We start from the raw sequence: 13,319 nt of genomic DNA on the forward strand, positions 1-13,319 counted from the left end.
ATAATGAAAACGCCATCAAAATACAGATTTACTGTGTATTAATCGTAAATCTTCTGCTGGCAGTCATCAAAAAAAGATTGAAACGAAAGTGGGCATTTTCAAATTTGGTAAGTTTTTGCAAAATTCATTTATTCAATTACATCAACCTGATGAAATTTTTGGAAAACCCAGAGAAAGATTGGGTTATTGACAAAGATGACGGTGAGCAATTGTCTTTTAATTGGTAGCTTGTTTTTGAAATTCGGCGAAAATGAAAAACTAAACATCTAACAATCAGTCAAATGTAAGGAGGGGAATCTGAGAATTAGTTTTTATCGGACGCTAATGATTTTTTTTTAAGAAACATCTAAACTACTTTTGCATTTTTATTTTTCAATGCAAAATTTAAAATATTATCTGTTTGCCTTTACGGCGTTTTTATTGTGGGGTTTTTTTAGTTTGGCGTTAAAGCCCATCGCTTACGTTGCGTCGTTTGATATTTTGTTTTTCAGAATTTTATGTTCATTGGTCTTAATAGTCTGTTTTACACTGGTTTTTAGAAAGAAATCACTTGTAAACGATTTAAAATATTTTAAAAAACTATCTAAAAAAGAGCAGCAAAAAGGACTGTCATTAACGGTTATTGGTGGAATTTTATTAGGGCTAAACTGGTTTTTGTTTATTTATGTGGTCAATCAGGTCAATGTACAATCGGCGTCTTTTGCTTATTTAATTTGTCCCATTATAACGGCTTTTCTGGCGAGTATCTTATTGAAGGAAAAACTACAAAAATTACAATGGATCTCAATAATAATCAGCTTTATAGGGTGCAGCATTTGCTTTTTAAACAATTCGAACAACTTATTTTTTGCTTTGATTGTTGCGTTGACTTACGCTTTGTATTTAATTTCACAACGGTCTAATATCTATTTTGACAAATTAAATATTCTGGTTTTTCAAATAGTTATCATCTTTATTTTATCGCTGCCGTATTATTTCGTAAAAGGATTCAGCATACCGTCAAATCCATCTTTTTATGGATATATTTTCATCATTGCCACATTGTTTACTTTAATTCCGTTGTATTTAAATTTATATGCATTAAAAGGCGCACAGGCATCAACCGTTGGTATTATGCTGTACATAAATCCCATAATTGCGTTTATGTTGGCAATCTTTTATTATAAAGAGTATGTGAATACTTTACAATTTGCCGCATATTTCTTAATTTTGCTTTCGGTCTTTATTTTTAACTACCGCGTATTAACCAATTTAACAAAAAAAAATTACAAGCTAAATGAGCCAAATATATTTAGATAATGCTGCAACAACATCGGTTCGGTCTGAGGTGGTTGAAGAAATGATTAAAATCTTGACAAACGATTTTGGTAATCCGTCATCAACCTATTCAATCGGACGACATACGAAAGCATTAATCGAATCTGCCCGAAAAAATATTGCAAAACAATTTAATGTTACGGCTAGCGAAATCATTTTTACGTCGTGCGGAACAGAAGGAAACAACTGGATTATTCGTTCATCAGTTCGCGATTTGGGTGTAAAACGAATCATCACTACCCGTATGGAACACCATTGTACGCTGTATTCTATCAAAGAAATGGAAAAAGAATACGGTACAAAAATTGATTATTTGAACATTTTGCCAAACAGCGAAATTGATTACAATCAGTTAGAAGAATTACTGAAAGAGGAGCAGCCAACTTTAATCAGTTTAATGCACGTAAACAATGAAGTGGGAACGGTATTGGATTTAAAACGTGTCGCCGCGTTGGCACAACAATACCATGCTTTGTTTCATTCAGATACCGTGCAATCTGTAGGAAAAATTGAAATTCCTTTAGATGAGATTCCTGTTGATTTTATTGTAGCTTCGGCACATAAATTCCATGGTCCCAAAGGAGCCGGTTTTGTATTTATCCGTAAGAAAAATGTTTTAAAACCATTGATTGTGGGTGGTGAACAAGAAAAAGGAATGCGCGCCGGAACCGAAGCACCACATCAGGTGGTTGGTATGGCAAAAGCATTGGAGCTATCTTATCAGGACTTAAACAAAGATCGTGAAAAAATTACCGAATTACGTGATTATTGCAAATCGAAATTGCAAGAAACTTTTGAAGGTATTCAATTTAACGGAAACGGATCTACATTTTACAACGTATTAAACGTACGTTTGCCTTTTTCACCGGAAAAAGCAGCAATGATGCTGTTTCAGTTAGACATGAAAGGAATTGCCGTTTCACGCGGAAGTGCCTGTCAATCGGGTAGTCAAAAACCTTCACACGTTTTAGCAGAGTTTTTAGATGAAAACGAAATTAAAAAACCAAGCTTGAGATTGTCATTTGGTCACGAAAACACTAAAGAAGAAATAGACTACTTAATAGATGTTTTGAAGGGGATATAAAAAATAAGAGGCTCAAAAAGAGCCTCTTTTAATTTAATCGTTTATGTCGTTCCACTGGTTTTGATTCATCAAAATGGTAACGATACGTTCTAAGTTTTCTGCTTAAATCGGCTCCTAAACTTTTTGCTACGTTAATCATTTTTGGGTTAAAATCACCAATCCACTGCATTTCATAATTTTTGTAAGAAAGGGTGGTAATAACTTTTTGTCCTTCGATGATCATAAAATTATCTACACCTTTTCCCTGCCATTCAGGTACCACTCCAAAGGCAATACCTATTGCACGTGGGCTTTTTTTGAATGTTTTATACCACAGAAATTTGAGTTTGTGTAAGAGCCCGAATTTTCCGTTTAAATGTTTAAAATACTGATTTAAATCGGGCAAGTTTAACCAAAAAGCAACCGGCTCATTTTTGTAATATACAAACCAAACGATTTTTGGGTCAATCACAGGTTTCATGCTTTTAAAAATCAGTCTTCCTTGCGAAAGAGGCATGTCTTTTCCACCACCGTGACTTGCCCAGGCTTTATTGTAAATTGTTACAAAATCCTGAATGTATTTGTCTAAGTTATTAAGTTGTAAATGTTCTGCTTTAAAATCTTTGTCTTTGGCAATAGCATCGTGCCGATCGTGTAATTTTGGTTGTAATTTTTGTGTAATAGGCAATGAAAAACATTCTTGATTAAAGTATGTTTTAAATCCGTAATTTTCGAATAACTCTATATAGTAAGGAAAATTGTAATTCATATTGTACAATGGTTCGTGAAAACCTTCTACCAGCAATCCCCACCATTGGTCTCGTTCACCAAAATTAATTGGACCGTCCATTGTTTCCATTTCGTGACTTTGCAACCATTCTTTTGCCTGATTAAACAAATAATTTGCCGCCGTTTGATCATTGATGCAGTCAAAAAAGCCAATGCCACCAACTGCTGCTTTTCCTTCGTATTTTGGATTGACAAAAGCAGCAATTCTTCCAATTACCTGATCGTTTCCATCAAATAAAATCCAGCGAATTGCTTTTCCGCCACGTTTAAAAACTTTATTTTTCTTTGGATCAAAAACTTTTTCGATATCCTGATTTAATGGATGAATCCAGTTTTGATCGTTTTCATACAACTTCGCAGGAAAATTCAAAAACTGTTTTCGGGTTTTATTATTCTTTACTTCTACTGTGTACATAACTGTAAATAAGAGTAACAAATGTACAAAAACTTTGCGACGTTCTTTTTAAAAATCGGGTGCCGCTGAAAAAGATACCCATTCTTTTGAAACAGGATGATAGAATTCGAGCTGATTGGCGTGTAAATGTAACCGATTGGCTTTTTTTCCATACAAATCATCGCCTTTAATGGCAGCGTTTAAACCTGATTTATGGGCAGAATGTACGCGTAATTGATGCGTTCTGCCGGTAACGGGAAAATACTGTATGCGGGTAGAATCTTCACTTTTCGCCAAAACCTTAAATACTGTAATGGCTTTTTTTCCGTATTGTTCACACACAACTTGTCTTGGACGATCATCTAAATCAACCCGTAAAGGTAGGTCAATAGTACCCGATTCTTGCGTTACAAATCCATCTAGTAAAGCAATATAGCTTTTTTTGACTTTGCGTTTAATGAACTGTTTTTGCAGGTTTTCATGAATTTCTTTATTTTTTGCCAATACCATTAAACCCGAAGTTGACATATCTAACCGATGTACAATCAACGGACCGGTAGCGTGTGGATACCTGTTTTTTATGCGTTCATAAACCGAATCGCTGATGTGAATGCCCGGAACCGATAAAAATTCTGCAGGTTTGTTAATCACTACAATATACGGATCGTCATAAACAATTTCAAGTTCTTTATTTTCTGCCGGATTTTTTAAAAATGGATTTTCTTCTACTTGCAAACCTTGTAGCATGTGCCCCAAAATAGGTTCGCATTTTCCCCAGCATGAAGGGTAAAATTGTCCGTGTTTCCGCACTTCTGATTTAGGAGATTGTCCCCACCAAAATTCTGCTAAAGCAATGGGTTTTAAATTATGTTTGTAGGCGTATTGAAACAATTTAGGAGCACAACACTCACCAGCACCTGCAGGAGGTTGGGAGTGAAGTGCATTTTTAAAGATTTCTAACAGCGATTTTTCTTCTTTTTTTGAATTTAAAAAGGTATAATTGGTAAATAACCAGTTTTGCAATGCATTTGATTTTGTTTTGCGTTCGTCTTTTAAAAGATCTATCTTTTGAGTAAAAACGGCGATTTTTTCATTTAATTCTGATTCTTTTGTAAGAAAATCATTGGTTAAAGTCCGAAGCAAATGTTTATCGTATAAGCTTTGTTTGATTAATTCAGCTTCTAACTGTTGCTGTTCTTCTCGTGAAAAACCATTTTTAAGTTTGTTGCGCTTATTCTGGCGTTGCAATTTATGCTGTTTCATTAACGCTTTAAAATCATCAATCGCTATTTTTGAAGTAGTTCTAATTTCCTCTAAATCTTTTTGAAACGCTGATAAATTAATATCATTTTCTAAAAGCTCAATTTGTCGGTTTATATCGTTTAATTCTTCCTCTTTTTTTAAAAAATATCCATCCTGAGTCAGCATATCAAATACCGGAGGTACAAAAAAAGCAATGTTGTTGCTGTTTGCAAGTTTGCCTGAATAAGCTGCCAAAAAACCAATAGTACCTTTATTTTCAACTATTAAAACTCCAAACATCTTACCAATAGGCAATAATTCCGTGTGATTATTTAATCCAAAATTATGTGGAAGATTACTTGATTGATCTAAAAAAATCTGTACCTGCTTTGCAGCTATTTCACATAATGGATGCACATCATAATAAAAAGGAAAATTTAATTTTGAGGGCAAAGCTATGTGTGAAATATCTTCTTTAAAAGGTATGAAACACGGAATTTCTGTTGATGATAAAAAATTCATTGATAATGGATTAAATGTCCGAATTGTACAACTATTTGCGTTTTTTTGAAATTGATTACCCACGAAATAGCAGTATATTTGTGCAAAATTAAGAAGAAATGTCTTACATTAACAGAGTTATAAAAGGTACTTGTCCAAAATGTGGGCAAACTAAGATTTTTAAAAGCAACGGAAATCCATTAATATTTAAATTGCCTGTAATGAATAATCGATGTTCAAAGTGTAATTATTCTTTTCACCGCGAAACCGGATTTTATTTTGGTGCAATGTATGTAAGTTATGCCTGGACTGTTGCTGAAATGGTTGCTGTAATTGTATTAGGTTTGATTTTTAACCGGTCTTTTATGGAAATGTTTATTGGTATTGTGATTGTTTTGTTTTTATTATCGACATTTAATTACAAAATATCACGTATTATGTGGTTGAATATGTTTTTTAACGAAGAAGACGAGGAATAATATTTTATGTTTTGTTTTTGTATAGTTTTCTAAAATCAGATGCTTTAATCTGTACATTTTTTTTAAACAATCTTGAAAAATAGGTGTAATCGGTATATCCAAGTTTTAAAGCAATCTCTGTTAAGGTTAAATCGGTGTAAAGTAACTGCCGTTTTGCTTCTAAAATAATTCGGTCTGTAATTATTTCGGTGGTTGTTTTATTGGTTATTGATTTAACTATTCTATTTAAGTGTTTTTGGGTAATATTCAATAAATCAGCATATTCACTTGCTGATTTTATTTTTTTAAAATGTTTGTCAACTAGCTTTTCAAACTTTGAAAAAACAGCTTGATAATGTCGAAAATTAGAGGTTTTTATTTCGGTGTTTTTCTCTAAATAACGATTTAAACAGATGTAAACTTGCGTGATAAATGATAGTATAAGCTGTCTCTTTTTCCATTCATCAGCTGTATATTCTTTTAAAATATGTTTAAAGAAATTTTCAATAACCAACGATTGTTCTTTATTTAAATAAATACACTTATCAGAATAATTCGATTGAAAAAATGGAAAATCTTTGATAGAATTAGAAACATAAGTCATTTCATAAAAATCTTCTGTATGAAAAAAAAGACAGCCATCTGCATCATCAGAAAGTTCCCAAGAGTGTGTTTGACCGGGATATAAAAAAAACACCGAACCCGGTTTTACATCGTATTTCTGAAAATCAATCTCATGAATTCCAGAACCTTGTGTAAATAAAAATACCGCATAAAAATTATGCTTGTGTGCTTTTTCTATTCTGGAATGGTGTTGTAATAAATGGTTGCCAATGCTATTGGCGTAAAACGAATGGTCGAATTCTTTATTTTCAAAATCATTAATTTTCAGAAGTTCAATTTCGCTCATTTGTTAAATATTTTTCTAATTAATTAAAAATCAATATATTTGATTCGTTACAAAATCAAAACTTTTGTATTTCATATTTATTTTTAAGGATTGTCAAGGTTTTCTTGACAATCTTTTTTTATTTTTAAAGTAAAAAATGCAAATCGATACTTTGTTTAAAAATTTACGACCGTATGTTAAGCCCTATCGAAAATTAGTTTTTGGCACATTACTGCTAACCTTTATAGGATCGTTAACAGCACAGATAAATGCATGGATTTTGCGTTACACGGTTGATGAACTTACGCTGTTAATTCCGCAAGAACACGCTTTACAACTTGGCTTAAAATTACTTCTTTTTATTTCATTAATCTTAATTGGTAAAGAAATTTTAAATGCTTTCATTACTTTTGGTCAAAAATATTACGGTGAAAAGCTGCGTATTTATGTTTCTAAAGATCTGGCACAGGCAATAATAGATAAAATTTTAACCTACCGGTTGTCTTTTTTTACGTCAAACGATAATGAATCGGGACGGTTGCAAACACGAATTGACCGGGGAATTGAAAGCTTAACCCGCTTGGTGCAAAATTTTTTCATTGATATATTACCGCTGTTTGCCAATGCCATTGTTGCTTTGTTTTTTATGTTTCAGGCGAATTTCTACGTAGGTTTGGTCGGTTTATCTATTGTACCCATTTATTTTATCGTCACCAGAAAACAAGCACAAAAAATAAGTGGCTGGCGAAGAAACTTGCGTGGTTTCCGCGAATCAAAATCTCAGGGAATCATTAGTATCATTGATTCTATAACGGTAATAAAATCGTTTAACAGGGAAAATATCGAATCAAAAAAACAGTTGCAGTTACAAAATGAGTTGACAAACAACCAGCTGCAAACACGCAAAACAAGTTTCTTTTTTGATGGATTAAAATCGTTTATTGAACAGTTTGGCGTAGTAATCATTATTATTTTAACGGCTTATTTTGTGTTAAACGGCATTATGTCTATTGGTTCCATTATGTTTCATATTTTGTTGTTTAACAATGTTTCAGCACCCATTCGACAACTGCACAGGATATATGACGAAATGAATGATGCCATGATTTATTCTGAAAGTTATTTTGAAATTTTAGATGCTGATCAGGAAAAAGAAACTTCAGGCACTATAAAGAATATTCCGTTAAAAGGCAATTTTAAACTGAACAACGTCTCGTTTGCATATCCTAACGGAACCAAGGCTTTGTTTGACATTAACATGGAAATCAAAGCCAATAAAATTACAGCTTTAGTGGGGCTTTCCGGTGCAGGGAAGAGTACCATTATCAATCTTTTGGATAAGTTTTATAAACCTTCTTCGGGAGAGATTTTGTTAGACGGAATTCCGTTAGAGGATTATGACACCCATTTTTTACGGGAGAATATCGGACTGGTGCTTCAAAAAAATCATATTTTCAACGGATCTATTGCTGATAATATTCGGTATGGAAAAGTCAATGCCACCGATGAAGAAGTCATTGAGGCAGCTAAAAAGGCTTATATTCACGAACAAATCATCAAATTACCCCACCAGTACGAAACCAAAGCAACAGCTTTGTCGGGCGGTCAGCAACAACGAATTGCCATTGCCAGAATGTTTCTTAAAAATCCGCCAATTATCTTTTTAGATGAACCCACGGCGAGTTTAGATGCCATTGCTACCGAACAGATTAAAAACAGTCTTGATGCCATTAAGAAAAACCGCACGGTGGTAATTATTTCGCACAGTATTTCGCAAATTATCGATGCTGATGTGATTTATGCCATGAAAGAAGGTAAAATTGCCGAAGCAGGCATTCACGAAGAAATTTATAAACAAAACGGAGTATATAAAGAAATCTTTGATGCCAGTGCACGCAGTTTAAATATTGAAAAAATTGCAAAAACGTATGATAATTAGGTGATTGTTAAAAGTTGTTGATTTTTTTACTATTTTTAGATAAAAATTGTTGTTATGAAAGTCACCAAACCAATAAAAATTCTTGGCATGATTGCTGTGGGTGCATTACTGCTGGCTGTCATTGCAAATGTTGCCATTAATCTGATTATTACTAATCAACTGCCAAAAATCATTGAATCTAAGAATGATACTGCTTACGATTTGGTGTATAAAGACATTAACTTTTCTATTTTCAGCAACAGCCTGTCGGTTGAACATGCGGAGTTAAAACCTAAGAAAAATGCCAGTATTAAAAAGGATATTGATTTTTTTGGTAAAGTGGACCGCATCAGCGTTACTGGGGTAAATTTTTACGAGCTTATTAAAAATAAAAACCTGAAAGCTTTTACCATTTCGGTTATCGGTGCTGATTTAACAGTACTGAAACCGGCGATTCGCGACACACTTCCAAGTGAGTCAAAACTGACATCGATTATTGATATTGATAAAATCAGTGTGCAGAATACCCATTTAACAATGATGAATGCCACAAACGATTCTCTTTTGCACGAAATCTATAATTTTAACGCGGAAATAAACGGAATTCACATGGGAAAATACACCGCCAAAAAAGATATTCCGTTTACGTATACCGATTATAAATTTAAAATTGATTCTGTTTACAGCGTACTCAACGATTTGCAGATTGCCAAAACCGGGACCATTGCCATTGATAAAGAAAATGTTTCGATTGATCGTTTTAGAATGCTGCCCTATAAATCTTCAAAAGAATTCAAAGACAATCCAACCGAAGCAACCACGAGATTATTGGTCGAAGTGCCTAAACTTAGCTTAAAAAATACCGATTGGGGCTATGAAAATACCAATTTATTTGTGAATGTCGGCAGCATTTCTATTGATTCCATTAACGTAAGGATTTTAGATCAGAAAAATCAGACAGTTGTTCAGCAAGCCAAAAAAGATGCCGAAAACAGGGTTCAGCCGCTCATTCCGTTTAGATTGGATATCGAAGAATTAAACATCAAAAAATCATCGTTTAATTCATTGGGTATTTTAGAGGTGAATAATGTGAATATCAACATAAAAAAGATTTCAAACCGTATCAATGAGCAATTGTCAATTGCTGAATTTCAGTTAAATAACCCCGTATTTATTCATATTCCCAAAGATAAATCCCGTAAGAAAAAAAATCATTCAAATACCCTAAACGACCTTATTTTAATAGATAAAGTATTGGTTAACAAGGCACAATATTTTTTAAAAGATCCATCGGGCAAACACAATAAATTAACGGTAAACGACTTTAATTTAACTTTAAGCGATATTCGTGTAGACGATAAAACGGTAATAGAGAAAATTCCTTTTACCTATAAAAATCCACAGCTTTCAACAGGTAAAGTCCGTTTTGATTCGGGGAAAACGTATGTTATTTCATCTGCAGGAATGGTTTTAAACGAAAGCAACGCAACGGTTAAAGATTTTAAAATGACACCGAAAATTTCGCGCAAACAACACGCTGCAAGCTTAAAGTATGCCCAGGATTATTACGATCTAAAAGCAAATACCATTCAGTTTAATAATTATCAGTGGGGATTTGATAAGCAGGAAGAATTCTACATAAAATTTAAAGAATTGGTTTTAAATGCTATGGATGCAAAAATTTACCGCGACATCACTGTTCCGCTTAATCCAAAAGAAAATCATTTGTACAGTTACCGTTTGCGTCATGTAACATTTCCGTTTGAAGTAGAAACCTTAAAAGTAAAAAATTCTAAATTGTCTTACGAAGAAGATTCTGCCACGAGTACTGACCCCGGTAAACTGACTTTTTCAAATTTCAATTTAACGGCATCAAATCTTTACAGTGGATACAAACGATCATCCGGACCAAAAACCCAGATTTTTGTCCGCACAAAATTTATGGGTCAGGGCGATTTGGTTGCAAGCTGGCAGTTTAATATTATGGATACGGCAGAGAAATTCAATATTAACGGAAATCTGAAAAATTTTCCGGCACCGGCAATGAATCCCTTTTTAAAACCATATCTCAATGTAAAAGCAGACGGAGAAATTGATCAGATGTCTTTTAATTTCAGTGGAAATAACGACCGTGCAACAGGCGACTATGCCATGAATTTCAAAAATCTGAAAATGACGTTGTTCAACAAAGAAAATAAAGAAAGAAAATTTTTAACTACCGCTGCTAATATAGTAGTACGAACAGATACCGATGGCTTTAAAAAAGCAGAAATAAAGCCGGTAGAACGCACCAAACAAAAATCGTTTTTTAATTTTTTATGGTTGTGCATTATGCAAGGGTTAAAACAAACGGTTATTTAAAAATGTCTTAGTACCTTTGTAAAAACATTCGTAAAAAATGAAAACAATTGTAATTACCGGTGCCAGTTCAGGAATTGGTTATGCAACCGCAAAAGCTTTGGCTAAGGATAACAGATTGATTCTTTGTGGCAGAAGGTTAGAAAGACTTCAGCAATTACAAAACGAATTGAAAGAAACTCCTTGTTTATTGTTAACGTTTGATGTATCAAAGAAAGAAGAAGTTTTTAAAGCATTTGATTCGATCCCAGTAGCATGGAAAAATATAGATGTTTTAATCAACAATGCTGGAAACGCACATGGATTGGCACGTTTTCAAGACGCCGATTTAGCTGATTTAGATGCAATGATTGATAGTAACGTAAAAGGATTGATTTATGTGACCAAAGCGTGCCTTCCGTATTTGCAACAATCACAAAACGCGCATATTGTAAATTTATCTTCTATTGCCGGAAAACAAGCATATACGAACGGCACTACTTATTGTGCATCAAAATGGGCGGTTGAAGCACTGACCAAAGGCATGCGGTTAGATTTTTTACCATTGGGCATTAAAGTAACATCTATTGCACCCGGAGCCGTAGAAACTGAATTTTCATTGATACGATTTAAAGGCGATACAGAAAAAGCCAATAATGTTTACAGAGGTTTTGAACCTTTACAGGCAGAAGATATTGCCGAAAGCATTGCTTTTACAATCAATCAGCCTAAACACGTGCAATTGGCAGATATTACGATTTTGCCTAAAACACAAGCCGATGCAACAACCATTTTGCGGAATAATTCTTAGTTGGTACTGTTTTTACGTTGTATGGTGTAGTTAAATTTTAAAACAGTTTGCTTCCATAAAGTTAAAGTTTGTTCTGCATAAATGATATCCTTTTCTTCGTTAATGATCAACCGGTCGCGGAAAGAAGCTATGAATTTTGTCCAATGAACATTTTTGGCATCTTTAAGGAGAAAGTAAAATCCGGGATCACCTATTTTTTTGCCTGATGATTCAAGAATAAGCGCACCGTCTTTCCCTATTTTTGGAATCATGATAACGGTAGCATTGCCTTGGGGTAAAGGAAAAATTACTTTGATACAGCTTTTACCCGAAGGTAATTTACAGGTTCCGTAAATACCCGAGTACATTATTTTATTTTCTGAAGTCCGTAACCATATCGTGTATTTTATTTTATGAGTTTTTGAGTCGGACAGAGTTACGATTTCGCTTTTTAATGGTTTTATGTTTTGGTTGGCTTTAAGCGGAACATTTAACTGATTGATCCGATCACTAAAAAAACTGTTCAGCAAAAGACCAAAGAATTTAAAAAAAGGATTCCATTTGACAGTAAGACTTAGATTATATTCTGATGTATTCTCATAGAAATCAATCACTTTTTTTGATAATTTCTCCAGATCGGTTTCCGCAAAGTTGAATAAGCCTATTGATTCTAAAATTCCTTGTGATGATGCATTTCTTTGAATAGTTAACTGTTCTTTTTCAGCTAATTGACAGATTAAATCCTCTCCAAAGGCATTAATGGTTCCAAATGGACCAATAAGCCAGGGAAAATCCTTTGGCTCAATTTTTTTTCCTCTGATGATAACCCATTGTTGGGTAAACCAGTCCTGAAATTTTTGTAAGGGATAAGCTACTGCCATTTTTCTAACTTATATAGGTTTTTCCGTTCCATTTACCAAATTCAGAAACAGGTTTAAATCTTAAAGTAGTAAATTCAAAATGAAAATCTTTCCGTTCTCTTTCATTCATTGCGTTGATATGTCTTTTAGGGTTTGGCACCGCACTGTGCCCATAAACCATAGCTGTCATTTCTTTTTGTGATTTCCAGATAGAAAAAGTAGAAACTGTTCTGGGTAATCTTATTGAAGCAGATGACAGAATAGTTCCGGGATGATCTCGAACTAATTTTTCAACCGGTTTACCCCAATAGATAAACCGGGGAATTTCAAAGAATTTCATACGTGCAATGGTTACAGCAACAACCGGCATATTAGATGGATTTTCTTCTAATAATTCACCGTTAATTTTAAATCCACTGATTTTCCCCCACGGTCTTGTCAATAATAACCGGATGTACCATCCTTTTGCCAAAACTTTTCCAAACGTATTACTTTTGAGAAATTCATCTATGGCATTCTCGTTTTCCCATTGAGCAAAAACGGCAATTTGTCTGATCAATATTCTTGAAGGCGATAGGATAGAAGCACCCAATGTCATGGAATTCATATATTCTATATGTACCAAACCGTCAATATTTTTTGATTTCGACGAAAACAAAATCATTTTTAAAGAAGTAAAAACAGAAACTTTAACCAAATGATAAGTAAATATACTCATAGAATTATAAAAAATATCCAATTCAAAAATAAAGAAAATATGA

The 13,319-nt window shown here is 33.5% G+C and carries 11 protein-coding genes and 1 pseudogene; 7 read left to right on the top strand and 5 right to left on the bottom strand.

Annotated features, from left to right (window positions below):
• From BLW20_RS14755 to BLW20_RS05175, 3 genes and pseudogenes are all read left to right on the top strand, one after another.
• Positions 1-227, top strand: a pseudogene (locus tag BLW20_RS14755) (IS4 family transposase); the annotation flags it as partial.
• 148 nt (positions 228-375) lie between these two features.
• A complete protein-coding gene (locus tag BLW20_RS05170; RefSeq protein WP_091097072.1) occupies positions 376-1,299 on the top strand; it encodes an EamA family transporter in 924 nt (307 codons plus the stop codon).
• Entirely contained in the window at positions 1,277-2,401 is a 1,125-nt protein-coding gene (locus BLW20_RS05175) for a cysteine desulfurase family protein (RefSeq protein WP_091097074.1), read from the top strand. The genes BLW20_RS05170 and BLW20_RS05175 overlap by 23 nt, the downstream gene beginning before the upstream one ends.
• A gap of 28 nt (positions 2,402-2,429) precedes the next feature.
• Here BLW20_RS05175 and BLW20_RS05180 read toward each other — a convergent pair whose 3' ends face one another.
• Positions 2,430-3,584, bottom strand: coding sequence for a hypothetical protein (locus tag BLW20_RS05180; protein WP_091097076.1), 1,155 nt, complete (start codon positions 3,582-3,584; stop codon positions 2,430-2,432).
• A gap of 48 nt (positions 3,585-3,632) precedes the next feature.
• Positions 3,633-5,327 (bottom strand): RluA family pseudouridine synthase, encoded by a 1,695-nt coding sequence (locus tag BLW20_RS05185; RefSeq protein WP_091097078.1) that lies wholly within the window; start codon positions 5,325-5,327, stop codon positions 3,633-3,635.
• Between the two features lie 200 nt (positions 5,328-5,527).
• Between BLW20_RS05185 and BLW20_RS05190 the strand changes: the two genes are divergently transcribed.
• The gene (locus tag BLW20_RS05190; protein WP_245725277.1) at positions 5,528-5,785 is read left to right on the top strand and encodes a DUF983 domain-containing protein; all 258 of its coding nucleotides are present in this window, start codon (positions 5,528-5,530) and stop codon (positions 5,783-5,785) included.
• A 4-nt stretch (positions 5,786-5,789) separates the two neighbouring features.
• Here the strand turns inward: BLW20_RS05190 and BLW20_RS05195 are convergent, their stop codons facing one another.
• Entirely contained in the window at positions 5,790-6,674 is an 885-nt protein-coding gene (locus BLW20_RS05195) for an AraC family transcriptional regulator (protein ID WP_091097082.1), read from the bottom strand.
• A gap of 136 nt (positions 6,675-6,810) precedes the next feature.
• On the opposite strand from BLW20_RS05195, the gene BLW20_RS05200 reads away from it, so the two are divergent.
• From BLW20_RS05200 to BLW20_RS05210, 3 genes are read left to right on the top strand one after another with little or no spacing between them, the layout of a single operon-like run.
• A complete protein-coding gene (locus BLW20_RS05200) occupies positions 6,811-8,592 on the top strand; it encodes an ABC transporter ATP-binding protein (RefSeq protein WP_091097084.1) in 1,782 nt (593 codons plus the stop codon).
• 54 nt (positions 8,593-8,646) lie between these two features.
• Positions 8,647-10,932, top strand: a complete 2,286-nt coding sequence (locus BLW20_RS05205) for a DUF748 domain-containing protein (RefSeq protein WP_091097086.1) — start codon at positions 8,647-8,649, stop codon at positions 10,930-10,932.
• Positions 10,933-10,969: 37 nt separating this feature from the next.
• Positions 10,970-11,719: an SDR family NAD(P)-dependent oxidoreductase gene (locus BLW20_RS05210; RefSeq protein WP_091097088.1), complete on the top strand. Its 750-nt coding sequence runs from the start codon at positions 10,970-10,972 to the stop codon at positions 11,717-11,719.
• Here BLW20_RS05210 and BLW20_RS05215 read toward each other — a convergent pair.
• Both BLW20_RS05215 and BLW20_RS05220 read right to left on the bottom strand, forming a co-directional pair.
• Positions 11,716-12,579: a hypothetical protein gene (locus tag BLW20_RS05215; protein WP_091097090.1), complete on the bottom strand. Its 864-nt coding sequence runs from the start codon at positions 12,577-12,579 to the stop codon at positions 11,716-11,718. The genes BLW20_RS05210 and BLW20_RS05215 overlap by 4 nt on opposite strands.
• A gap of 4 nt (positions 12,580-12,583) precedes the next feature.
• Entirely contained in the window at positions 12,584-13,276 is a 693-nt protein-coding gene (locus BLW20_RS05220; RefSeq protein WP_091097092.1) for a hypothetical protein, read from the bottom strand.
• Positions 13,277-13,319: the final 43 nt, after the last annotated feature.

The sequence above is a fragment of the Paenimyroides marinum genome (assembly GCF_900108395.1).
Taxonomy (GTDB): Bacteria; Bacteroidota; Bacteroidia; order Flavobacteriales; family Flavobacteriaceae; genus Flavobacterium; species Flavobacterium marinum.

Excerpts from the sequence above, each read along its gene's own strand:
- BLW20_RS05190 (WP_245725277.1), top strand. The coding sequence starts at position 5,528 with ATGAATAATCGATGTTCAAAGTGTAATTATTCTTTTCACCGCGAAACC.
- BLW20_RS05195 (WP_091097082.1), bottom strand. The coding sequence starts at position 6,674 with ATGAGCGAAATTGAACTTCTGAAAATTAATGATTTTGAAAATAAAGAA.
- BLW20_RS05175 (WP_091097074.1), top strand. The coding sequence starts at position 1,277 with ATGAGCCAAATATATTTAGATAATGCTGCAACAACATCGGTTCGGTCT.
- BLW20_RS05220 (WP_091097092.1), bottom strand. The coding sequence starts at position 13,276 with ATGAGTATATTTACTTATCATTTGGTTAAAGTTTCTGTTTTTACTTCT.
- BLW20_RS05185 (WP_091097078.1), bottom strand. The coding sequence starts at position 5,327 with ATGAATTTTTTATCATCAACAGAAATTCCGTGTTTCATACCTTTTAAA.
- BLW20_RS05180 (WP_091097076.1), bottom strand. The coding sequence starts at position 3,584 with ATGTACACAGTAGAAGTAAAGAATAATAAAACCCGAAAACAGTTTTTG.
- BLW20_RS05215 (WP_091097090.1), bottom strand. The coding sequence starts at position 12,579 with ATGGCAGTAGCTTATCCCTTACAAAAATTTCAGGACTGGTTTACCCAA.
- BLW20_RS05205 (WP_091097086.1), top strand. The coding sequence starts at position 8,647 with ATGAAAGTCACCAAACCAATAAAAATTCTTGGCATGATTGCTGTGGGT.
- BLW20_RS05170 (WP_091097072.1), top strand. The coding sequence starts at position 376 with ATGCAAAATTTAAAATATTATCTGTTTGCCTTTACGGCGTTTTTATTG.
- BLW20_RS05210 (WP_091097088.1), top strand. The coding sequence starts at position 10,970 with ATGAAAACAATTGTAATTACCGGTGCCAGTTCAGGAATTGGTTATGCA.
- BLW20_RS05200 (WP_091097084.1), top strand. The coding sequence starts at position 6,811 with ATGCAAATCGATACTTTGTTTAAAAATTTACGACCGTATGTTAAGCCC.